Origin of the sequence: Microcoleus sp. K5-D4, from assembly GCF_036704575.1 — a bacterium.
GTDB lineage: Bacteria > Cyanobacteriota > Cyanobacteriia > Cyanobacteriales > Microcoleaceae > Microcoleus.
The window spans coordinates 11,810-33,949 of the sequence record NZ_JAUBSD010000086.1; the positions used below are offsets into that span (position 1 = coordinate 11,810).

16 protein-coding genes are annotated in these 22,140 nt (G+C 47.5%); 7 read left to right on the forward strand and 9 right to left on the reverse strand.

The features are described 5' to 3' along the window. Positions 1-120: 120 nt before the first annotated feature. The 5 genes from recG to rpsB all read right to left on the reverse strand — a co-directional run bounded on the left by recG (position 121) and on the right by rpsB (position 5,932). Entirely contained in the window at positions 121-2,634 is a 2,514-nt protein-coding gene (recG, locus tag QUA77_RS22745; RefSeq protein WP_333452655.1) for an ATP-dependent DNA helicase RecG, read from the reverse strand. A 109-nt stretch (positions 2,635-2,743) separates the two neighbouring features. After that, positions 2,744-2,884: a hypothetical protein gene (locus QUA77_RS22750; RefSeq protein WP_333452657.1), complete on the reverse strand. Its 141-nt coding sequence runs from the start codon at positions 2,882-2,884 to the stop codon at positions 2,744-2,746. A 4-nt stretch (positions 2,885-2,888) separates the two neighbouring features. Next, positions 2,889-3,824, reverse strand: coding sequence for a hypothetical protein (locus tag QUA77_RS22755; RefSeq protein ID WP_333072624.1), 936 nt, complete (start codon positions 3,822-3,824; stop codon positions 2,889-2,891). A 295-nt stretch (positions 3,825-4,119) separates the two neighbouring features. Further along, positions 4,120-4,779 (reverse strand): translation elongation factor Ts, encoded by a 660-nt coding sequence (tsf, locus tag QUA77_RS22760; RefSeq protein ID WP_333072626.1) that lies wholly within the window; start codon positions 4,777-4,779, stop codon positions 4,120-4,122. Between the two features lie 322 nt (positions 4,780-5,101). Beyond that, on the reverse strand, positions 5,102-5,932 hold the full coding sequence (gene rpsB / locus QUA77_RS22765) for a 30S ribosomal protein S2 (protein WP_333035195.1): 831 nt from the start codon (positions 5,930-5,932) through the stop codon (positions 5,102-5,104). Positions 5,933-6,364: 432 nt separating this feature from the next. Between rpsB and QUA77_RS22770 the strand changes: the two genes are divergently transcribed. The 4 genes from QUA77_RS22770 (at position 6,365) to QUA77_RS22785 (ending at position 11,272) form a co-directional block, all read left to right on the forward strand. After that, a complete protein-coding gene (locus tag QUA77_RS22770) occupies positions 6,365-8,569 on the forward strand; it encodes a cation:proton antiporter domain-containing protein (protein WP_333452660.1) in 2,205 nt (734 codons plus the stop codon). Between the two features lie 116 nt (positions 8,570-8,685). After that, positions 8,686-9,189, forward strand: a complete 504-nt coding sequence (locus tag QUA77_RS22775) for a hypothetical protein (RefSeq protein WP_333035191.1) — start codon at positions 8,686-8,688, stop codon at positions 9,187-9,189. A 280-nt stretch (positions 9,190-9,469) separates the two neighbouring features. Further along, positions 9,470-10,096, forward strand: coding sequence for a DUF3038 domain-containing protein (locus tag QUA77_RS22780; protein WP_333035190.1), 627 nt, complete (start codon positions 9,470-9,472; stop codon positions 10,094-10,096). Between the two features lie 3 nt (positions 10,097-10,099). Continuing rightward, positions 10,100-11,272 carry a DUF4335 domain-containing protein gene (locus QUA77_RS22785; RefSeq protein ID WP_333452662.1) on the forward strand — a complete coding sequence of 391 codons (1,173 nt, stop codon included), beginning with the start codon at positions 10,100-10,102 and terminating at the stop codon, positions 11,270-11,272. A gap of 168 nt (positions 11,273-11,440) precedes the next feature. Here QUA77_RS22785 and QUA77_RS22790 read toward each other — a convergent pair whose 3' ends face one another. Then, positions 11,441-13,516: an abortive infection protein gene (locus QUA77_RS22790; protein ID WP_333035187.1), complete on the reverse strand. Its 2,076-nt coding sequence runs from the start codon at positions 13,514-13,516 to the stop codon at positions 11,441-11,443. 5 nt (positions 13,517-13,521) lie between these two features. Then, complete coding sequence (locus tag QUA77_RS22795; RefSeq protein ID WP_333035185.1) at positions 13,522-14,193, reverse strand: hypothetical protein; 672 nt, start codon at positions 14,191-14,193, stop codon at positions 13,522-13,524. A 247-nt stretch (positions 14,194-14,440) separates the two neighbouring features. Here QUA77_RS22795 and QUA77_RS22800 point away from each other — a divergent pair, with 247 nt between their 5' ends. Then, positions 14,441-15,376 (forward strand): OmpA family protein, encoded by a 936-nt coding sequence (locus QUA77_RS22800; protein WP_333035183.1) that lies wholly within the window; start codon positions 14,441-14,443, stop codon positions 15,374-15,376. Positions 15,377-15,541: 165 nt separating this feature from the next. Here the strand turns inward: QUA77_RS22800 and QUA77_RS22805 are convergent, their stop codons facing one another. Further along, on the reverse strand, positions 15,542-16,654 hold the full coding sequence (locus QUA77_RS22805) for an AI-2E family transporter (RefSeq protein WP_333139761.1): 1,113 nt from the start codon (positions 16,652-16,654) through the stop codon (positions 15,542-15,544). A gap of 146 nt (positions 16,655-16,800) precedes the next feature. On the opposite strand from QUA77_RS22805, the gene QUA77_RS22810 reads away from it, so the two are divergent. Next, positions 16,801-17,751, forward strand: a complete 951-nt coding sequence (locus QUA77_RS22810) for an alpha/beta fold hydrolase (protein WP_333452664.1) — start codon at positions 16,801-16,803, stop codon at positions 17,749-17,751. A gap of 91 nt (positions 17,752-17,842) precedes the next feature. On the opposite strand, the gene cysS is transcribed toward QUA77_RS22810, so the two are convergent. Then, positions 17,843-19,351, reverse strand: a complete 1,509-nt coding sequence (cysS, locus tag QUA77_RS22815; RefSeq protein ID WP_333452666.1) for a cysteine--tRNA ligase — start codon at positions 19,349-19,351, stop codon at positions 17,843-17,845. Positions 19,352-20,135: 784 nt separating this feature from the next. Here cysS and QUA77_RS22820 point away from each other — a divergent pair. Further along, positions 20,136-21,485, forward strand: coding sequence for a DUF4912 domain-containing protein (locus tag QUA77_RS22820; RefSeq protein WP_333452668.1), 1,350 nt, complete (start codon positions 20,136-20,138; stop codon positions 21,483-21,485). Positions 21,486-22,140 lie beyond the last annotated feature (655 nt).

The window sequence follows — 22,140 nt, forward strand, 5'->3', positions numbered from 1 at the left end:
ACCCCCCTATGGGGAGGATGGTGGGTGAGTGCAGCAATAAACTGGCGGCTTTGATATATATTTGCTTAACCCGCCACTACAAAATATTATTAAAAATCCCGTTGCTGCGTTCAAAACTATCTAAGTCAAAATCGAGCCGCTCATCATCCGCTGATATCTCCGTTCCAACTCATCCCGCACTACCGGCCACTGATTCAAACTTTCATCATTCTCAATTACCATTTGAGCCGCCGCCCTCGCCAACTCCAAAACCTCCTGATCCTCCACCAAACTCGCCAAAGCAAAATCCGGCAAACCCGACTGCCGAGTTCCCAAAACCTGACCGGGCCCGCGCAATCTCATGTCCATTTCGGCAATAAAAAAGCCATCTTGAGATTGTTCTAAAACCTTCATTCTCTGCATGGCTTCCGCCGTTTTGGAACCGGGCATTAACAAACAATAAGAACGGTTGCTGCCCCGACCGACTCGACCCCGCAATTGGTGTAGTTGCGACAGTCCAAAACGCTCAGAATTTTCAATCAGCATTACCGTGGCATTCGGCACGTCTACTCCCACCTCGACCACAGTAGTAGATACTAAAATATCAGTTTGTTTGTCCCGAAACTTAGAAATTGCTTCGTCTTTGTCGGCACTGCTCATTCTACCGTGCAGCAAACCAACCTTAAACTCAGGAAATACGCTTTTTTGCAGTTTCTCTTGTTCCTCAATTGCCGATCGCACGTCCAACTTTTCCGACTCCTCCACCAGCGGCAGCACCACATAAACTTGACGCCCGCTCGCCACTTCCCGCCGAATCAAATCGTAAGCTTGGATGCGTTCTTTGGCAGACAGTACCGTTGTTTGAATTGCCTGCCTGCCGGGGGGAAGTTCATCAATTTGACTCACATCTAAATCCCCGTGCAGTGTGAGCGCCAGCGTCCGGGGAATGGGAGTTGCCGTCATCGTCAAAACGTGGGGAGCTTCGCCTTTTTGCTGCAATTTAGCGCGCTGCTGCACACCGAATCTGTGCTGTTCATCAATTACCGCCAACCCCAATTTATTAAAATTAACTGTATCTTGAATCAGCGCGTGAGTTCCCACTAAAACTGGCAATTCTCCGGTTTCTAATTGGTTGTGAATTTCGCGGCGCTTGGCTACTTTTGTGGAACCAGTTAACAGTTCGACAGACAAGTGCATCAAGTTAAACCAACCTACCAATTTGCGATAGTGCTGTTCTGCTAAAACTTCTGTCGGTGCCATTAAAGCGGCTTGATAGCCGGATTGAATTGCTGCTAGCATTGCCACGACGGCGACTACGGTTTTGCCGGCGCCGACATCGCCTTGCACCAATCTGTTCATCGGTTGCGACGAAGCTAAATCGTTGAGGATGTCGTTAATTACTCTTTCCTGAGCATTAGTCAAGGCAAAAGGCAAGATTTCATAAAAATGTTCGATCAATTGGCCAGTAGGAAGGATGACTGCACTAGCTTGAGCTTTTCTTTGGGTTTGGCGGCGCTTTAAAAGTCCTAATTGCAGGTAGAAAAATTCGTCAAAAACTAAGCGGCGGCGGGCGGCTGCCAAACAATCTCGATCTAGCGGAAAGTGAATATTAGTCACGGCATCGGCTAAACCCATTAAACCGTAACGCTCGCGCAAATCTTCCGGTAGGGATTCTGGCAACATTTTCGCCGCCGGCATTGCAGCCAAAATCGATCGCCTCACCGAACCAGCATCCACCCCCTCCGTCAGCGGATAAACTGGTATCAGGCGACCGACTTTCATTGATTCGATCGCACCGCCGGAGTCGTCTAATACTTCTAACTCAGGATTTTCTAAAGTAATTCCATATTTACCCTGCTTCACCAACCCGGAAGCTGCCAGCACCGCACCTGTACAATACTCGCGCTTTTTGAATTCTTGCCAACCGCGATTGCTGTAGCGAGGGCCTGCAAAAAAACGACTAATTTTTATTTCTCCGGTGCGGTCTTTTAAAATTACTTCTAATATGGTTAACTTCTTATTCTTCGGGCTAGAAAAGCAATTGCAGCGCTTTACTTCTGCGATTAAAGTGACAGTTTCTCCGGCAATTAGCTCGCGAATTTGTACTTGCTTGGCATAGTCGATGTGGTTGCGGGGATAGTAGTAAAGCAAGTCATATACAGTGTATAAACCCAGTTTTGCCAAGCGGTTGCCGTTGGCGGGGCCGATGCCGGTGACGCGGGTTAACTGTTGGTCGAGAGTCAGGCTGGGCGGTGGGGGTGCTGTACTCAGGGGTGCAGTTCGGGGAACGGAAAGTGCTGGGGCGGTAGGTTCAGAAGCGTTAGCGTTTGCGGGTCTGACTTGTCTTGCTTGTTCTTGCTGGTGGCGAGTTTCTTGTTCCCAAACTTGCTCCATTTGCCTCAGAAAACTGACCGTAATGGCGATCGAATGTTGGCGCTGTTCGAGATCTTTCTGAGGGTAGATGTCAAATTCAGCGGCTAGTTGTCTGGCTCGATCGCGCGCCGAAGCCGCCACAGACCCTGCCAACTGTCTCAAACTCAGGCCCAGAAACTCGCTGAAGCGGTATTGACTGCCTTGGATGTCGTTAAATCCGCGATCGGCTTCTACGGAAAGAGCTTTTTGCAATCGCTGCCATTCTGGTCGATCGATAGTCATATCAATTTTAGATTTTAGATTTTAGATTTTAGATTTTAGATTTTAAATTTTAACTTTTTCTTTTAAGAAGCTTCCACCAAAAAAGTATAACACCGAGAAACCGGGTTTCTTAAAGAAACCCGGTTTCCAATAGCTTAAAAGTTGTACGTTTTTCCGACTTCCATCGGACTTCTTCCGGCTTCCTGACATCTGTTACATCCGTTACATCCGTTACATAATCCGTTGCCGAACTTCCTTCTTCCCTCAACATCCGATCAATCTTCAAACCAACTCGATCGCCAAGCCGACTCAGCTTCCACCACAGCGAGTTCCCGCTGCTTTTTCTGGTAATCGCGGCCCAGCGAGTTCAACTTTACAGACAGGTTACGAATTTGCTGGCGCCAAGCCGAGGTTCCCGCATCGGCAAACTCTATTTCCGATAGCCGCAGTTTAATTGCTGTAATGTGCAGCGCCCTACTACCAAAGGTGGCTGCCAATTTTCGCGAGGCTGATGAGGCATCGGTTTCAATGATTAAGTTTAATAAGTTAGGCGGTCCGGCAACACTATCGCCGGAGGATTCAGCTTGAGAAGCAGCTTCTAGAACGGGTTCTGGCAATTGACTCGGCAAGATTGCCGATTGTTGCAGCAAGCGGTTGGTGTCGCGAGAAAGCAGCTTGAGTATATTGACGATCGACTTTTCAATACTATTTTGCCAGCGTGCCAAACTTTCAGGGGAATTGGCGTTTGGCAATTGATAATTTGCCAATGAAAATAGATAGTTAATGGCGGAAACTGGGTTTTTTTCCTTTTCGTCTTCTTCCTTGTCGTCTGCTTCGTCTTCCTCTTCTGGCTCTTCCTCGAAGTCGTCTTCGTCTTCTTCTTCCTCTTCCTGTTCCTCTTCCTCTTCCTCTATTTCTTCATCTGCTTGTGATTCAGTCACCAGCGATCGCAATTTTTCCTCCGACGCTGCGGCCAAAGCCCTTACAGACTGCTGCATTTTTTGCCTTCCCTCGAAGGACAACTTGAGAAACGACTCCGGTACTGCTTGAGTGCAAAGGTGATAGCAAGCCAAAATTAACTGCTGCCGCACCGCTTGTCCCAACGCAGTTAAATAACCTTCGTAGGTACTGCTAAACTCCAACTTCAAGGCTGCTAAAGCCTCTTCGAGTCCTGCCAAATCTTGCTCTATTCTCTCTCTTGGTCGCACCATATCTCTCGTATAAAATTAAAATAGGACTTATATCATTTCCGGTTACACCGGAATGATGTTGACGGTTGACTGTTGACAGTGAACAGTGAACAGTGAACTCTAATTTACTATTCCGATGCTAACGGATTTGATATTACGCAAGTTTTCCATTTTTACGCTGTCTGTAGTAGTAAGGTTTGCAGTGCCCACACTACAAATATAGTCTGTCCATAAGTCCTATAAAAATTAAAAATTAAAAATGCAAAAAATCAATTTTTCACATTTTTAATTTTTAATTCTAAATCTTAAGTTGGGATTATTGAACACCCATTTGGGCTGCCACTTCATCGGCAAAGTTAGCTTCTACCTTTTCAATGCCTTCGCCCAAGACAAAACGCACGAAGCGGCGCACTTGAACATTTTCTCCAATTTGGGCGATCGTTTGTTTCACCAACTCTTCCACCGAGATATTCTGATCTTTAATAAAAGGCTGATCCATTAAAGATAACTCTTTCATGCGCTTCTCAATCCGCCCTAGAACAATCTTTTCTTTGATGTTTTCCGGCTTGTTGCCCAAGTCATCTTTGCCCATTTCAATTGCCTTTTCTCTTTCGACAACTTCGGCGGGGATATCTTCAACTTTCACGTATTCCACATTCGGGCAAGCTGCAATTTGCATCGCAATATCCCGCACCAACTTTTGGAATTCTTCGCGACGTGCCACAAAATCTGTTTCGCAGTTAACTTCCACCAGCACTCCCACGCGGCCGCCGGTGTGAATGTAGCTGCCTACAAGTCCTTCTGAGGCGACTCGTCCACCTTTTTTACCTGCAGAAGCCAGACCTTTTTTCCGCAGCCACTCAATGGATGTTTCGATATTGCCTTCGTTTTCAACGAGGGCTTTTTTGCAGTCCATCATGCCAGCGCCAGTTTTTTCGCGCAGTTCTTTAACAAGTTTTGCAGATATGTCCGCCATCTTCTTTAAGTTCCCAATCAAAATTAGTTATTAGTCATTAGTCATCAGTCATTAGTCATCAGTCATTAGTCACTAATTTTAATGTTAATGATTAGACCAGAGTGAAGAAATACCCAGTCGATCTTAGTACCGACTTTGTAGGTGTAGCGCCAGAATTAATTCTGACCCTGACACAATGAATGCTTTTGCCAGAGATCTACTAATGACGTAGACTCGTGCTATGTACAATTAAAAATTAAAAATATCCAACTAAAAATAATAATTATTTTTAATTTTCAATCTTTAATTTTTAATTTCCTGATGTCAGATTCCGAGGGCAATACTAGCTCTCGGTTTCTTCGCCCTCGGCCTCAGCAGCGTCGTCGGGATCTACATAATCGGGGTCATCCAATTCTTCGATTTCGACATCATATTCAGCGCCTTCGTAGCCACCTTCGTAGTCGTAGTCTTCCTCAGAGTCGCCGCCCTGCTGACCGTGACGACCTTCGTAGATGGCATCAGCTAACTTGCCGACAATCAGCTTGATCGATCGAATAGCATCGTCATTCGCCGGAATCGCAATGTCAACCAAATCCGGGTCGCAGTTGGTATCCAACAGAGAGACGATCGGAATTCCCAACTTTTGGCATTCCAACACCGCATTATACTCGCGGCGTTGGTCTACCAGCACCACTCCGTCGGGAATCTTCCGCATAGATTTAATCCCGCCCAGATATTTCTGGAGTTTTGCCATTTCTCGGCGCAGTACCGAAGCTTCTTTTTTCGGCAGCAAATCGAGGGCGCCGATTTCCTCGCGACGCTCCAAATCCTTGAGGCGCTCAACGCGGGACTTAATCGTCGTCCAGTTGGTGAGCATTCCCCCCAGCCAGCGCTGGTTGACGTAATAAGCACCGCAGCGTTGAGCTTCTTGGGCTACAATTCCTGCAGCTTGGCGCTTCGTACCCACGAACAAAAACTTTTTGCCTTTTTCTGAGGCAACTCTCATGTACTCGTAGGCGTCTTCCATAAGCTGAGCGGTTTGCACGAGGTCAATGATGTGAACCCCGTTGCGCTCTGTAAAAATGTAGGGAGACATTTTCGGGTTCCACCGACGGGTTTGGTGTCCGAAGTGAACCCCTGACTCTAACATTTGAGCCAAACTGACTACTGGCATTGTATTTTTAACTCCTGATTCGGGTTAATCCTCCACCCGGTCGTATTTCTGAAGGTTTGCGCCCTCGAAACACCCGAAAACCCGGATGTGCGAATTTAAACAACTTTTCTAGTTTATCACAAACGCGCTACTTTTTCTGACAATCTGATATCCATAGGGTTGGCTTGGCACCCGGAGGTGAGATTTAATGGGCGGGTTGGGTGCGGGGTGTGCACGCTGCGGTTAAAGTTACTTGCAAGAGCTTCTTAAAAACAAAAAATCCAGGTGGAAGCTTGCCAAAGCCTTTGTTCGCTTGTGAGAGAATGGCGTTGTTGGTGCGCCTCTTGTGCGTTCTACCTTCGATCGAGCTGGTATCCATTTTTTTCTCGGCAATTCAGTCAGCTTTAGTAGCCTGCCCTCTCGATCCGCAAAAATCCCAAAGCTAAAAACGCCATGCCCATACCCATTCTCGTTCTGCTTGAAGTTCTAATTGTCATCGCACTTTCGAGACTTGTAGGTTTAGGATTTCGAGCGATCAAACAACCTCAAGTCATTGGAGAAATTGTAGCAGGAATTATGCTTGGGCCTTCTCTGTTTGGCTTAGTTGCACCAGATTTAGCAACAGCACTTTTTCCCGCCGAAGCCGTTCCCTTCCTCAACGTGCTATCTGAGGTGGGGCTAATATTTTTTATGTTTTTGATTGGTTTGGAACTGAATCCCAAGTATCTCAAAAGCAATTTAGATATAGCAATTTTAACTTCCCACGTCAGCATTCTAGTGCCGTTTTCTCTAGGAAGCTTGCTAGCGCTGCTGCTGTATCCCATAGTTTCAAATAATAGCGTTTCGTTTACAGCCTTTGCCCTATTTTTGGGCGCTGCCATGTCAATTACTGCCTTTCCGGTGCTGGCAAGAATTATTACAGAACACAACTTGCAGAATACAAAATTGGGGACTCTGGCCCTGACTTGCGCGGCGGTAGATGACGTAACGGCGTGGTGCTTGTTAGCGGTGGCGATCGCAGTTACTCGTACTAATTCGATGCTCGGTGCTTTGCCGACAATTATTGCATCTTTAATTTACATCGGTTTCATGCTGACTGTAGTCCGCTGGTTCTTGCAGCGGCTTTCCAAGCAATACAACCGCACGGGTAGATTAACACAGTTAGTGCTTTCGGGAATTTACATGGGAGTTGTAGCATCGGCTTTAATTACTGAATGGATCGGCATTCATTTAATCTTCGGTGCATTTTTGCTGGGTGCTGCCATGCCTAAAAATGCGGGATTAACCAGAGAATTAGCAGAAAAAACTGAAGACTTTGTACTAATATTTCTGCTGCCAATCTTTTTTGCTTACAGCGGCTTGCGGACTCAAATCGGCCTCCTCAACAGTCCAGAATTGTGGCTGCTGTGTGCCGCAGTTTTAGGAGTGGCTATTATTGGGAAATATGTCGGCACTTACGTTGCGGCCAGAGTTTGCGGCATCAGCAACCGCGAAGCTTCAGCGCTGGGATGGCTGATGAATACTCGCGGTTTGACTGAACTAATTGTGCTCAATATCGGTCTTTCGCTGGGCGTAGTTTCGCCGCTCCTATTTACGATGTTAGTCATCATGGCGTTAGTGACAACTTTTATGACTTCGCCACTGTTGGAGTGGACTTATCCAAAACGGTTAATTAGATTAGATATTTCAGAAGTTAACTCTGAGGATTCAGAATTAGAAGATTCACAAATTGCTGACAGCAGCGAAGAAACTGCTAACAAATTGCTGCCCACTTATCGAATTTTAGTACCTGTTGCCAATCCCAGCACGCAGAAAGGTTTACTGCAACTAGCGGTAGCGCTGGCGCAGCCGGCTGCTGGTATGGGCGGTAATGATTTAAAGTCGGCGGCGGTTCATCCTCTGAGTTTGATAGAATTAAATGATGACTATGCCTTTGAAAGTACGCCGGCAGAAGCCGATCGCATTATTCAAGAGCGTCGCTCGAAATTATCAGAATTGATTGATTCTTTGGAACTGCCGGAGGCGCGGAAATTGGTACATCCCATCATTCGGATTACTAATGATGTAGCCCGGGAAACGGCACAAATTGCCGAGATAGATCGCGCAGATTTGATTTTATTAGGATGGCACAGGCCTACTTTTAGCAGCAACCGTTTGGGAGGACGTGTCGGTCAAATTCTCAGCAACGCTAAGGTGGATGTAGCAATTTTTGTTGACAGAGGCCGGGAAAGGTTGAATAACTTGTTAGTACCTTACGCGGCAAACATTCACGATGATTTGGGGTTAGAATTGGCGCTGAGACTGTTAGTTAATAGCGAGGAACGCCGTTTGACGGTGCTGCGGGTGGCGGTTGACGGGGAAGCTGAAAATGCTCTGAGTTATGAGTTTCAGCGAGTGATGGATCAGTTGCCGGTTGATGTGCGATCGCGCATTGAAACTCCTATTGTGGAGGCTGCTGAGCCAATTCAAGCAGTGGTGGCTGCTTCTGCTAATGCTGATTTGACTATTGCTGGTACGAGTCGGGAATGGGGAATTGAGCGCCAAACTTTAGGACAGTATACTGATGAATTGGCTGTGCAGTGTCATTCTTCGCTGCTGATTGCGCGGTGTTACGTTAAAGTGCGATCGCACTTGGCATCGGTACTTCCTCAAAGGTAGTCAGTTGAATGTTGACTGTTGTTATTAGTTATTAGTTATTGGTGAGTTAGTACCAATGCCCAATGCCCAATGCCCAATGCCCAATGCCCAATGCCCAATTACTAATTACCAAGATTATGAATCATTTAAGCCTCAAATCGCTGGCATTTTACGGGATTGCGATCGGCTCTGTTTTGCTGCTGTTTAAATTAGTGAGTGCTTACGGCGAATCAAATTTAAAGGCGGCTCCGGCAATTGGGGGAAGTTATCGCTTCGATGCTAAAAGTTTGCCAGAATGTCTGAAGTCTGATGTTTTGGTATTGACAATCGAGCAATCGGGTGTTTATTTGAGCGGTAATTTGCGATCGGGCAGCAGGGAGGGCAGGGAAAAAACAGCCCAGGAGAAACCTTCTCTATTTGGTAAGTGGGAAACTCAAGGATTGAACTTGTCGGGTACGGTTGCTAATTTAGCTGGTTGCAGCGACTCCACAGCAACGGGTCAAAACAGTTCTGTTAAAATGCGCGGAATTGTGGAGCAAGAAAGCCTCAAGGGAAAAATTAGTCTAACTGATAAGACGGCGGCTACTGATTTTACGGCTCAAAGAGAAGCGGCGGTGCAACCCCAAAAGCAGGAACATTGATTGATCCCAATAGAGAATAAGAAATGGGAAATGGGTAATTCTTTGTCGCTTTCGGACTCTTCCCTTCACTCCTCATGAACCAAGGAATCACAAAGTGGCGGCGGGGTTGGGGGAGTGGGCGATCGAACTCCCGCCGCCGGAGCTCGCCTGTGACGGTCGGTTGCTGCTAAATTAGAAAATATACCTAAAAGTCAATGATAAAAATAAAGTATCCCAGAGAAGTTCTTGGTTGAGAATTTGTCTTGCTTAAGACCCCCCGTGCCCGTATAGTTTGTTTGGAATGGATGTTGCCGTGATATTAATGCCGTCAGAAACTTCGCTTACCCAGTCAAACCCGTTAATTTTAGACAGTTTGCCAGACTTGTCGCCCTCCGATGGGGGATGTCCCCGCCGAGCCAGATTGCAAATTGACTTGATGTTGCTGGCGATCGAAGCCTTGTATCTCGGAGGTGCGGAAGAAATGCTTGCCGTGTCAAAGGACCTGGAATTGGAATCAATTATCAAAAATCGGGTTGCCCTTTGGCTGATGCGTAATACTAACCCGCTGAGACGCTATACCCAGCGCCGCTCCCTTACCATTGTGGAGGCAAAAGCGCTGGTGGCGATCGCCTGCAATATGGCGCGCAAGTTAACCGCCACAATTCGGCAGTTGCTGCTAGACTCGCAGCAGTTGCGATCGAGAAATCTCCCCCTCAACCAGAACCAGCCGCTGGCCGAGTATTTAGAACGCTTTAGAGCTCACTTTCGATCGCGCATGAACCCCAAGCGATCGCTAGTTGCAGCTTACGATTCCGACGACAAGCTCAACGAACTAGCTTTGAACTTGTTGAGCAAACTGCTATTTTGTACAGGCACAGCCGGAATGCAGCGCTTCTGGGTTAGCCTGTTTGATGGAGAAGTTGAATAAAAAATGACTATTAGGCGTCAGTACAGTCTGCCAAATTGCACCCTAGTTCTAGAAGGGTTGAGCGATGGTTCGGCAGCCAGCCAGTTAGATATACGGCCGGTGCTTTCCATATTAATGAGCGCTGAATGCTATGTGAAAGGTCTCGGCGAGCCCCTGACGGGGGGGCGGGAGTTTTTTGAAAGCTTGGTGAGGGCCGTCAGCAGCTACGCTCAAGAATTTATGAGCGGAGTGCATTATCCCGATCGCTACGGCCCGAATGCGGGTATGGTGCAGTTACACAGAATTGACGGGAACTTGCACCGGTTGACCGTTCTACCCGCCTCCACAGGCAGCGCAACCCAAATCGATCAAAAAACAGAACTGTCGGCAAAAGTTGATTTGACGACGGTACAGCTATTTGACTTGGTAGAGGCGATCGATCAGTTTTTTGCCGACACGCAGACGCTGCCGGAATTGTCGCTGCAATTAACCCCTATTTCCAGGCGTTATATCAAGTCTGCCGAACCTTTGGCGAAGCGGAGTTTGCCTGCTGTCGTGGGGGTGTCGAGTTTGGCTTTGGCTGCGATGGCATTTTTCTTGGTGCCGGTGCCGGAAGTCCAGCGCCAGAGAGATCCGGTGCCGCAGCCCAATCCAGCGGGCCAGAATCAGGGGACGCCGAATCCGGGCGGATCGGGTTCGCCTAATCCCAATCCCACGCCTCCTGCTGAGGGTTTGCTGCCGGGGGCTCAAACTCCGAACCCTGGATCGATTTCGCCGACTCCGATCCCCGCGCCGCAGCCGGACGCTTCACCTAGCCCCACACCGCAGTCGAGCACTTCGCCGGAAAGCACGCCCAGTCCTGTTGCTGAAGGTTTGGCAAGCCCAGAGGTGGCAGCCGTGCCAATTACCGATCCAGGGGAAATAGACCTGTTGAGGGGCAAACTTTCCCAGCAAATTGATGGAGTTGTGAAGGATCAGCCTCCGGTTGATGCGGAGTTGGTTTATCGGGTGAGTGTGGCCCAAGACGGGGCGATTGTCGGTTACAAGCCGGAAAATTCGGCAGCAGTCGAGAGATCCGAAACGCCGTTGTCGGAGTTGCTTTACAAACCGGTTGGCACCAGGCCACCTGCGGAACCACTGGCTGATTTCCGCGTAGTTTTGGCACCAGACGGCACTGTTCAAGTCACTCCTTGGTAATGGTTGATTGTTGACTGTTAACGGTTAGCTGTTGACTGTTAACGGTTGACTGTTGACTGATACCAAATCCCGCTTAAATGTTCCCTCAATCTCTTAGTCTGTGGAGGCAGACTGGGTTTTTATAGTAGCGATTTCAAGATCCGAATCATCTACAAACCGATTACTGATTCAAAAGCCTGTTGGTGCAAGTGGCTCAATGTCTGGGTCAAATCCTCCAACTTGATTAGTGCGAATTATCCACAAAAATGCTCCCTGTTTTAAGAAAATTTTGGCTATTTCATCTTGGGTGCGCCTGGGCAACATTGTGCGGTAACTAATAGCAGCTTTTATCAGGTTCACTATACCCACAAAAAAGGTTTTTTTCAGTTCCGCATCAATCCCTGCCAATCTTGGATTTTTCTGCCAATCTGGACGGACAATGCCGAGGGGCATTAATACTTTTTCTAAACTCTCTCCTAAAGCTACTAACTGGTGAAACCTTTGGGTTTGTGCGTCGGTGGGATGTGTTTTCAACCAGTCTTGAATCTGAGGATTTGACTCGACTTCGGAAGTAATTTTTTTAATTGTCGCGTAAATTGCCTGACTTGAATCTTGGACGCAAGAAGTTGCTGGCGTGACTAAACTTGCGCCGGTGCCGTCTCCGCTGCGGTAGCGGGCCATCATGATATCTAGTTGCTGGTTTAATTCGGTTAAAGGCGACAAGGTGATGCCGTCAAAATCGTAGTCGTAACACACGCAGTCTAATTTACAGATGATATCGCAAACCGGGCGATCGCCCAACCAGCCGCGCTGCAAGTCTCCCATGTAGCTTTGCCATTTGCTGGAACCGGCAACAATTCCGTCGGGATTGTGGGCGTAAACTTGTTTGTATTCTATGTCAAAACGCAGTTCGCTGGTAAAGCGATCGCGCACTACTTTTGCTACTCCCAAAGCAAAATGTCCGGTGACAATTCCCAGCGGTGGCCGTTCGCCTTTTTTGCCGCCGATACCCCCGAAACTGTGAATCACTATCCCGATATCTCCTTCTTGCCAAGGAGAGATGGAAGCGTTTTCTGTAGCATCATTTGGCGTTAACAATACTCTTTTTACTTGCCCTTTTTGGGCGGGTGTATTTTCCCAATTTTGGCTGTTTAAATAAGCGATAGATTTTTTCAGTCCGAAATGTGTTTCATCTGGTGTTAATTGGGCAATTTTGCGGGGTTCGATTGCCTGCACTACAAATATACTGTCTTCGTCTCTTTCGCCGTAAATGTACCAGCCGTCTGGATTTAAGGGGGATTGTTCGATCAGGTGATTGGTAGACCTCGCTACGCCATTTTTGTCTGGCTGTACTTGTGGAATCCGAATAATTTCGGCGGCGCCGTCAAATTGTTGAGATGTTTTGTTGAAATGCCGGACAATAAATTTGTCGCTGTCGGCTTCTTTTCGCTTTAAAATTGAGACTAAGGCGCAGAAACGTCCGATAATTTGTACTGGTTCGCGATCGATCGTGAGTTCCTGGCGATCGCTGCTGCTATAATTAATCGCTATCACCGGCCTGCGTAGCATCACAGTAACGCTATCTTCGACTCTGCTACCTGCTAGAGTTTCTAAAGGGCCTACATTTCGCCAGCCGTTCAATCTATCTGGATGGATGTTGCCAGATTTTTGACTTTTTTTAGTTTCTTGTGTGAAGTTTATATCTTGACTGACTGCGTGGACAAAAAACTGTACTTCGCGATTTGTACTCCATTTCAAAAATGCTGTTTTGCCAATGAAATTTTTATATTTTTTTGGGGCATTTATTACTTCCAAAAACACTGTCCCGTAGGGCTGGCGCTGTTCGTTTGAGGGCAAAATTAAGCGCCCGTGCCAAAGGGCGATCGGCTTGTAGAGATAGGCAACTGATTCTGAATTTTCGCAGATTATCTCCGGCTGAAGCGAGCTTGAAATAGCGCTTTTGCCTCCAAAAATAGTAGCAGTTAAATTGCCGTCACTTTCTACAAATCTGGGTTCTAAAAAAACTTGTTCAGGTTGTGAAATATTAGCGGTTAAATGACCAGTATTTCTTGTGAACGATCGCCTAAAGAGGTGATGCTTCTCGAATTTTGCCTGCAACCAATTGAGGAAAATGCGAATAAAAATAAACGCTGTTAAACCAAAAACAACAGCTAAAATAATCAGCCCCAGGGTCAAAATGAATTGGTTGAAAGACTGACCTGACAGTAAAAAAATGGTTGGCCCGATCCAAGGCAATGCCGCCATAATATCTAAAAACGAGTTTTAGGTTCGATCCAGTCTGTGCTGGCTTGACTGCCGAAAACTAAGGGTTTGTCCTCGGTGACTGCTACCGTTTGCCCTGTCATATCAACTGCACAAAGAGGCCAAGATCGATCGCCCAAATTGCCGGCGCGGAACAGAACTTGTCCGGGACAAACTTGACTCCAACCCAACAATACAGCATGAGTGTAAAGACTGCGAGCGGGAGCAACGGTATAAGTGTAATTATCATTTTTGTCCCAAATGACACCGTAGTCGGACATATCCGAAGAGTTGAAAAGTGCTTCAAATTCGCGGGCGAGAATGCGGGAACCGTCTTGATTCCAAGAAACAGGCACTAAAATGGCGATCGTCCCGGACATATCTGTATCATCGCTAGCATACATCCCACTTTCGGCCAGTGGCGATGCAGCGGCCACTGTTTGCAGTTCCCCGGTTTTGAGATTTTCCACAAACATGACACTGCTAACCCGACACCGGGAGAATTCCGGCTGTACTTGCAACTCAATTCGACTGTAAGCTGCGTATTGGCCGTTCGTTGAAACTAGGGATGGACTGCGATAATAGCGGAGGCCTGTGCCGGCAGTAGAACTCACTTTAGCATGAGTGGCAGTAATCCATTCCCAAGGAACGGGATAAGGGCTATTTAAAGGGTCAGTCATCGGTTTTTTTTCCAAAAATTTTACTGAATTATCCAACAGATTCACGCTGGCACGCAACGGATTAGACACCCGGTTTCTGCCTCGATGCTTCGCCACTAAACCCCCGATTTATAGAAACCGGGTTTCTTTTTGAGATTTTAGATGGGAGGATAAATCTCAAATCTCAAATCTCAAATCTCAAATTTCCAATCGGATAGGTAAGATAGTATCGAAATTAATCTGGTATGTACACCGAGAGGGATGAAATATGACGCGATCTTTTAACCAAAAACCTTCAATCCCCCCCACTCGCGTCTCCCAGTCGCGGGGAAAAGGTTTGCTTGTACTGTCGCTGATTTTTCGACTGCTGCTGCTGGGGGTGGGCAGCGGTTTTGCGTGGGTTTTGGGGATGACGATCGCTCAAATTTATCCGTCAGGCGCGACGGAAATGCCGCTGGCAGAGAGATTGCTGCGTGTAACTCAAAATTTGACCTCCAGCCCGAAACGCGCCCCAGCAACGCCAATTCCGGCGCTTCCGCCACCAACGGCTACACCGACTCCCCAGTCAAAAGTTAGTCCTGCCCAGAGAGAGAAATTGCAGTCGGATTTGAGACAGTTGCAGGGCGAACTCAACGCCCTGATTGGTCGCACGGCGGCTTTGGAGAGTCAGTTGGGCAGCAGCCGCCCGACGGAAACTTTGGAAAAGCGTTTGCAGTTGATGTCGCGGGAATTAGCGTCGCCGGAAACGGCGGCAAGTGTTGCCCCTGCTTTACCGGCGATCGGCAGCAGCCCCAGTCTGAACCCTGAAACGGTGAATACTGCGCCACAGAATGCCAATAATCCGGTGTTTGGGGGGGATGGGCTGATGGTGACTCTGCCCAGCGATGTTTTGTTTGATACTGGCAGCATTTCTTTGCGCGCGGGAACAAGTGCGATTTTGGACAATTTGGTGGCCGAGTTGAGTAATCACGAGGGGGCAACTGTGCGGGTTGCTGGCCACACTGACGACGCGGGGGAAGCGGCGGACAATCGCAATGTGTCGTTTGCGCGGGCTCAGGCTGTGGTGCAGTATTTGTCTGGTGTGCTCGGTCAGAAGTATCATTGGGTAGCGATCGGCTATGGGGAAAGTCGCCCTTCGGTGGATAATAGTTCCGATACTAATCGGCAGCGCAACCGCCGCATTGAAGTGGCAATTAGTCCTTAGTCAGTGGACTTGTGGATACTAGATTTATTGCATGAATCTTTGATTGATGGTCAACCGCAGATGTAAGGCAGATAAACGCGGATAAACGCAGATAATTTCCAGGGAGGTGAGCGAATGTTTGCAATTGGAGTCTACTGTGTTGAATTCTCAAGGCGTAAGCTGCTGTCACGCTGAAGGTGTAAGAGGTGGCAAATCAGAATTATTTTTAGCCTGATCTATTGCCTCTCGATGTTCGCTCCTAAGTTTGGGTTTTAAATACAAGTTTTCAATCAAAGCTGCCACTCCCGCAAACCAAGGTGGCACAATTACAGCTCCAATAATTCCTAATACTTGAACACCTCCCAATACAGACAGCAATTGATATAAAGGATGCACACCAACCGATGAACCAACTAGCAAAGGATCGAGGACGTAAGTTTCTAAATTCTGGATAATTACAAATAACAGTAATACCCACAAAAGTACCCAGCCACCTTTAGCTAATGCTACGATTAATGCTGGTACTGCTCCTAACACTGGGCCGATGAAGGGAATCAAGTTGGTAACACCTGCGATCGCACCCAAGCCTAAAGCAAATTCCGGCATTCCCAAAATGCTCAAACCTGTGGTAATAAATATCCCTAAAATTCCGGAAACTAACACTCGCCCGCGAATATAACTCCCCATTCTTTGGCCGATTGGCGCGGCTTGTGCAGCTAATCTTGTATCCCAAGGTTTTGGGAAAAACTGCACCAAACTTTTGATTAATGTGTCGCTGTCGGCAACCATGTAACCGGAAATAAATAATGCTAAAACTAGGCTGAAGACACCGCCTAGAATGCCTCTCGTTAAACTGTACGATCGCAAAACCAGTTGTTGGCTCGATCGAATCAGCCAATTAGTCAGCGATTGAGTGTCCACCAACTGACCCACCAAGGTTGGGGCATCGTCGGTTAGGCGACTCAATACATTAGTTGCCACAGTTCGCAAACTTTCGACATAAACTGGTAGCTGCCGCAGCAGTAACTCTATTTGTTCGATTACCGTGGGCCCGATTAACACTACCGTCCCGCTAAATCCGCCGATGAGAGTTAAATAAACCATAATCACCGCCAGCCAGCGGGGAACCCGCATGGTTTCGGCCCAATTCACGATCGGGACGATCGAAGCAGCCAGCACAACTGATATCATCAGAATTACTAGCAGGCTTCGCAATTGCCACAGCAGCACTAGCAGCAAGGACGATGCTACAATTAGCAGCAAGTTAGGTAAAGAAATAGTTATCCGCTGTTCTGACATAATTAAGTAATCAAGGTTTGTATTGGCGTTTATGTCATCCCGCAGAGCGGGTTTATTTATATTCTCATTTACCAAATATATGTCGGGTAAAACCCGCACCTACTCATATTATAATAAAAAGTAACATCGGTTCAAAAAAAAATAATATGCAACCCCCATATTCAACCCAAGATTTATCCACCATTTCGTCTATAAAGTCACCAACGCTGTTTTACGAATGGCAAAACTATCGCTGTGCTTATGATGTTTATAACCAAACTACTGCGACAGAAGATAGCATCCCTTTGTTATTAATTCATCCGATAGGAGTTGGTTTGTCAAGAATCTTTTGGCATAGATTTTGTGAGAGTTGGTACCAAGCAGGGAACAGTAATCCGATTTACAATCCCGACCTTTTGGGCTGCGGCGATTGCGAAATGCCGGCTGTGGCTTGCTATCCTGACGATTGGGCCGCACAGTTGCAATATTTCTTGGAAAGTGTAGTAAAAAAACCTGCGATCGTACTCGTGCAAGGTGCTTTACTGTCTGTAGGCTTGGCTTTAGCAAAAATGCAGCAGGAAAGCGGCTCAAATTTAATTCGCGGGTTAGTTCTCGCAGGGCCTCCCGCTTGGGCTGTGATGAACAAACATTCGACAGAAAGACAGCAACGGATTGTCTGGAATTTGTTAAATTCTCCATTGGGAAACGCTTTTTACCGCTACGCCAGACGCGCTGAGTTTTTGCGTTCTTTTTCTGTGAAACAACTGTTTGGCGATGCGGCAAAGGTTGACAGCGAATGGTTGGATGCTTTGCAGGCTGGGGCGGCAAATCTTGACAGCAGACACGCGGTTTTCTCGTTTTTAGCGGGGTTTTGGCGGCAGGATTATAGCGGTACGATTCAAAAGTTCGATCGACCCGCACTCATTGTGATGGGAGAAAAAGCCTCAAGCATCAGTCAAGCGGGTAAAGAAGAGAAACCGGATGAAAGATTAGCGCAATATTTAGCCCATTTTCCCAATGCGGAAGGTTTATTAATGCCGGGGCGCAATGTTTTGCCCTATGAATCCACCGCAGAATTTGTCGCGGCTGTTGCGGAGTTTGTCAATGGGAGTTTTTAACCGCAGATATCAGCAGATGAACGCGGATGAACGCGGATGGAATTTCATCTGCGTTCATCCGCGTTCATCTGCGGTTAAAAAACTCTAAATTTCAACTCCCGTGCCAGATGGTTGTACCATCCTTTTGATCTATCAAAGTAATGCCCCGATCCTTAAGTTCGTTGCGAATGCGATCGCCCTCAGCAAAATCCCTCGCCTTTCGGGCATCTTTCCGCTTCTGAATCATCGCCTCAATTTCCCCATCACTCAAACCGCCAGCCGCATCATTGCTATCACTTTCCGGCTGAACTTCTAAACCCAAAACCCCTGCCAAAGTTACCAAAGTCACCCATTTTTGCTGCAACAATTCCGGCGAAATTTCTGTTTTGCCTTGATGCACTAAAACATTGCTTTCCTTGCCCAATTCTTTGGCTAATTCAAACAGCACAGTCAAAGCAGCGGGAGTATTAAAATCATTATCCATAGCTGCTTGAAATTGCTGGGCTAATGTGCTATTCTCTTCAGTCAATTTATCAATTTTCTCAACATCCCAACCCAGTTTAGATCCGTGTTGACTGCCAAAAAGTAAGCCTTCCTTAAGAGTGTGCCAGCCATTTTTAGCGGAGGCGATCGCCTCTTCGGTAAAATCAATTTGACTCCGATACTGCGCCATGAACACAAACAGCCTCACTGCCATCGGTTCCACCGCTTTTGACTTCTCGCTTCCTTCCAAAGCTGTATCCCCCGACCAATTCCCATCCAACAAATCGCGAATTGTAATAAAATTGTGCAAAGATTTCGACATTTTTTTGCCGTTGACAGTCACAAAAGCATTGTGCATCCAATAATTAGCAAGTGACTTGCCCGTCGCGGCTTCAGATTGAGCAATTTCATTCTCATGGTGGGGGAAAGTTAAATCGGAACCGCCGCAGTGAATGTCAATAGTTTCGCCCAAGCAATCGCGCACCATCGCCGAACATTCGATGTGCCATCCGGGGCGACCTTTTCCCCAAGATGAATCCCAAGCAGGTTCACCGGGCTTAGCGCTTTTCCACAGGGCAAAATCAGAGGAATCTTGCTTTTTTTGAGATTCTATTTCTGCGGTTTCCAATCTACCGCTAGCCCCGGCTTGCATTTCTTCCAACTTGCGACCGGAAAGTTTTCCGTAATCAGGAAATTGCCTCACGTTGTAGTAAACGTCGCCGCCGGAAGCATAGGCATAACCTTTATTTTCTAATTCGTGAATCAGCCGTTTAATCCCGTCCATTGTATGGGTGGCGCGAGGATATTCATCGGCCCTGAGAATATTTAGCTTGTCCATATCTGCAAAATATTCATCGATGAAGCGTTCCGCCACAGCTTCCATTGTGGAATTAGTTTCGCGGGCGCGGTTGAGAATTTTGTCGTCAATATCTGTAAAATTCTGCACGTAGCGCACATCGTATCCCCGCCACATTAGATAACGCCGCACCATGTCCCAAACAATGTAAGCGCGGGCGTGGCCGACGTGGCAGTAATCGTATACCGTAACGCCGCAGCAATACATCCGCACCTTTCCTGGTTCGATGGGTTCAAAAGGTGATTCGCGACGGGTCAAGCTGTTGTAAAGCGTTAGAGTCATTCGATTTTAGATTTTAGATTTTAGATTTTACAAGATTTACGCAGAACGTCTATGTGTAGGGTGTGCAGTGCCCACCTTATCTGTTTGAGTAGGGCGTCAAACCATTTTTGCGTTCAGGACTGTTGGTTTGTAGTTGCGATCGCCCGTTAGCGAAGCTTGCATAAGACAATGGCCCAACTGCCAGCCTAGCAAATTTTGTACTAAATTTCCTCTATCCATAGTACCGCCCCAGCCGACTCAATCTCAAATCTAATTCATGTCAGAGAATCTTGACAATACTTTCCGAGACGATCCCCGCAAGCGGAGTATTGTCAAGATTCCATGACAATCTGATCCCCAAAATCACGAAAATGCGTATAAGTACCCAGGATTGAGGGAAAAGACCCCTTGACCCGATCGCAATTTGTCTGCAACATTAAGTCATGACAAAGCGATCCCAAAGAAATGCTTGGATTAAGCACCCCTGGGAGTCGAATAGCGCGTGTGCTGCAAGCACAGCGTTGCTAGCAGCACCGATCGCACTCACAAAATCGATCTTGTCAACCAAGAATCGACAGATAAAGCTTTATTTAGATCGGGCGGTGCGCGCAGAAGCCAATAAGTCCAAACCCCGATCGCATGGGGGACAAGACAAGCTAAAAACAAGCAAGGCTTCAAAGGTTGGAGAGATTTGGAAGCTCGATAATATGTGGATTTAAAAGAGTTTCTAACTCAAAAAGTCAACACATTTGTGTTGAAAGAAAAAAATCTAACCCGCCATCCTAAATTAGTGGAGAACCAACTCATGGCAAAAGAACGCCCACCATTAGAAGAGATGACTTTGCGACAACTCCGCAGAGTGGCTAGCGAATGTGGAGTCTCTCGCTACAGCCGGATGCGGAAATCGCAACTTCTGGCATCAATTCAAGAAATTCAACGCACCAAATTTTCCTACAGCCCATCTCGCAAACTAGAGGCACAAGAAGCAGTGGAAGCAGCAAAGTTTGAACTCGGTCAAGAAGATAGAACAGGCGGTTCTTTGTCGTCTGTAGATGAAGGTTTAGCAGATTTGCCCAACGGCTACGGCGAAAGCCGGGTGGTTTTAATGCCCCGCGACCCTGAATGGGCCTACACTTACTGGGACATTCCCAACGATCGCAAAGAAGAATTGCGTCGCCAAGGAGGACAGCAACTCGCCCTGCGGATCTACGACGTTACAGATGTTAACCTCGACATTCAAAGCCCGCACAGCATTCAAGAATATCCCTGCGACGAACTGGCGCGGGAATGGTATGTGCCAATCCCCGTGAGCGATCGGGACTACGCGATCGACATCGGCTACCGCTGTGCAGATGGCCGCTGGCTGGTATTAGCTCGATCGGCTGAAGTCCGCGTTCCTCCCGTCTATCCCAGCGACTGGATTGAAGATCAATTCATCACCCTCGACTGGGAAGAAGAATTGCAGGGCAAAACATTCGCGGAACTGGTTCCTCCGGCCAAGAAACTCGCACAAGCAGTCAATGGCGGTGGTTACAGCACCAGCAACGCCATCTACGAACAAATATTCGGCATGGCAGAATCTGCCGAAGCCCTGCGCGTAGCGGGTTCTGTCTTCGGTTCCATGCAGCACGTCGCCGGTTCCGTCCAGCAAGTTGGCATCCACGAACAAGCTCTCAGTTCCTACGTGTTCCCCTCCGGCGTCGGAATGTGGGCGGCTCCCACCATGTCCGGCCTCACCGCGTCGGGTGTCGGTATGTCCGGCCTCACCATGTCGGGTGTCGGTATGTCCGGTGTCGGTATGTCCGGTCTCACCATGTCTGGTTTTGGTATGTCCGGTGTCGGTATGTCGGGAGTTGGCTTCGCCGCCCCGATGCGCCCCCGCCAGTTCTGGTTAGTTGCTGATGCCGAACTGATCGTCTACGGGGCCACCGAGCCTGACGCTACCGTCTACGTAGGCGGACAGCCGATTAAACTCAATGCTGACGGCACTTTCCGCTTCCAGATGTCCTTCCAAGACGGCTTAATCGACTATCCGATTTTTGCAGTAGCAGCAGACGGCGAACAAAACCGCGCCATCCACTTGAAATTTAACCGCGAAACCCCAGAACGGCGCACCAATACCAAGCAGGATGCTGTTGTGGAATGGTTGGGCTAATCGCAAAGGTCGATCGAGCAACGGGCGATCATGCAGGTTTGTGCCAATTTTTTAACCATCACAAGGCATAGCCTCAGCCGATCGTGATTTGTTAAGGTTAATCCCAGACAACAACCCATAACACCCCCTATACACCGTTCTCCTGTTTTGAGGAGCGGTGTTTTTTGTATTTAGGACTTACTTGAAAACCGGGTTTTTATAGTAGAATAGCTCGTCGATTGGGCGATCGACAAAAGTTATACCAATGCTTAAAATTACGGATAAATATAGATTGTATGCGAGCATCTGTAGGGACTTAGGTCAAGCCTAAGTCCCTACTTTGTTTCATCTGAGATATTGCACAATTCTCAATTACTTGTGTAGGAAAAGGCTTTCCGGCCTGTTCCACAAGAGATGAATTTCATTGTGGAACAGGCCGAAAAGCCTGTTCTTGACAATAGTGCAAGATGTGAGTTTCATCCGATTGACAACTGCTAGCTTAGAGAACTTTCTCAATATCTCTCTATAGATAGATGTGTACTTAACTCCCCTTCGACAGACTTAAAACAAAATTTGCATTCTTCAGTCAAGCATTATTACTGGGGGGGTGACAAAGATGCCTAAGAGATAGACCGAATCAGGGTTGCAGCCCGCATACCTTGTTGGTAAAAGCGGC

What these genes read in the sequence shown, in the direction of transcription:
- QUA77_RS22810 (WP_333452664.1), top strand. Translation starts at nt 16,801, where the DNA reads ATGCAACCCCCATATTCAACCCAAGATTTATCCACCATTTCGTCTATA.
- QUA77_RS22795 (WP_333035185.1), bottom strand. Translation starts at nt 14,193, where the DNA reads ATGACTGACCCTTTAAATAGCCCTTATCCCGTTCCTTGGGAATGGATT.
- rpsB (WP_333035195.1), bottom strand. Translation starts at nt 5,932, where the DNA reads ATGCCAGTAGTCAGTTTGGCTCAAATGTTAGAGTCAGGGGTTCACTTC.
- QUA77_RS22820 (WP_333452668.1), top strand. Translation starts at nt 20,136, where the DNA reads ATGGCAAAAGAACGCCCACCATTAGAAGAGATGACTTTGCGACAACTC.
- QUA77_RS22780 (WP_333035190.1), top strand. Translation starts at nt 9,470, where the DNA reads ATGGATGTTGCCGTGATATTAATGCCGTCAGAAACTTCGCTTACCCAG.
- QUA77_RS22785 (WP_333452662.1), top strand. Translation starts at nt 10,100, where the DNA reads ATGACTATTAGGCGTCAGTACAGTCTGCCAAATTGCACCCTAGTTCTA.
- QUA77_RS22770 (WP_333452660.1), top strand. Translation starts at nt 6,365, where the DNA reads ATGCCCATACCCATTCTCGTTCTGCTTGAAGTTCTAATTGTCATCGCA.
- QUA77_RS22750 (WP_333452657.1), bottom strand. Translation starts at nt 2,884, where the DNA reads ATGTTGAGGGAAGAAGGAAGTTCGGCAACGGATTATGTAACGGATGTA.
- cysS (WP_333452666.1), bottom strand. Translation starts at nt 19,351, where the DNA reads ATGACTCTAACGCTTTACAACAGCTTGACCCGTCGCGAATCACCTTTT.
- recG (WP_333452655.1), bottom strand. Translation starts at nt 2,634, where the DNA reads ATGACTATCGATCGACCAGAATGGCAGCGATTGCAAAAAGCTCTTTCC.
- QUA77_RS22790 (WP_333035187.1), bottom strand. Translation starts at nt 13,516, where the DNA reads ATGGCGGCATTGCCTTGGATCGGGCCAACCATTTTTTTACTGTCAGGT.
- tsf (WP_333072626.1), bottom strand. Translation starts at nt 4,779, where the DNA reads ATGGCGGACATATCTGCAAAACTTGTTAAAGAACTGCGCGAAAAAACT.
- QUA77_RS22800 (WP_333035183.1), top strand. Translation starts at nt 14,441, where the DNA reads ATGACGCGATCTTTTAACCAAAAACCTTCAATCCCCCCCACTCGCGTC.
- QUA77_RS22775 (WP_333035191.1), top strand. Translation starts at nt 8,686, where the DNA reads ATGAATCATTTAAGCCTCAAATCGCTGGCATTTTACGGGATTGCGATC.
- QUA77_RS22755 (WP_333072624.1), bottom strand. Translation starts at nt 3,824, where the DNA reads ATGGTGCGACCAAGAGAGAGAATAGAGCAAGATTTGGCAGGACTCGAA.
- QUA77_RS22805 (WP_333139761.1), bottom strand. Translation starts at nt 16,654, where the DNA reads ATGTCAGAACAGCGGATAACTATTTCTTTACCTAACTTGCTGCTAATT.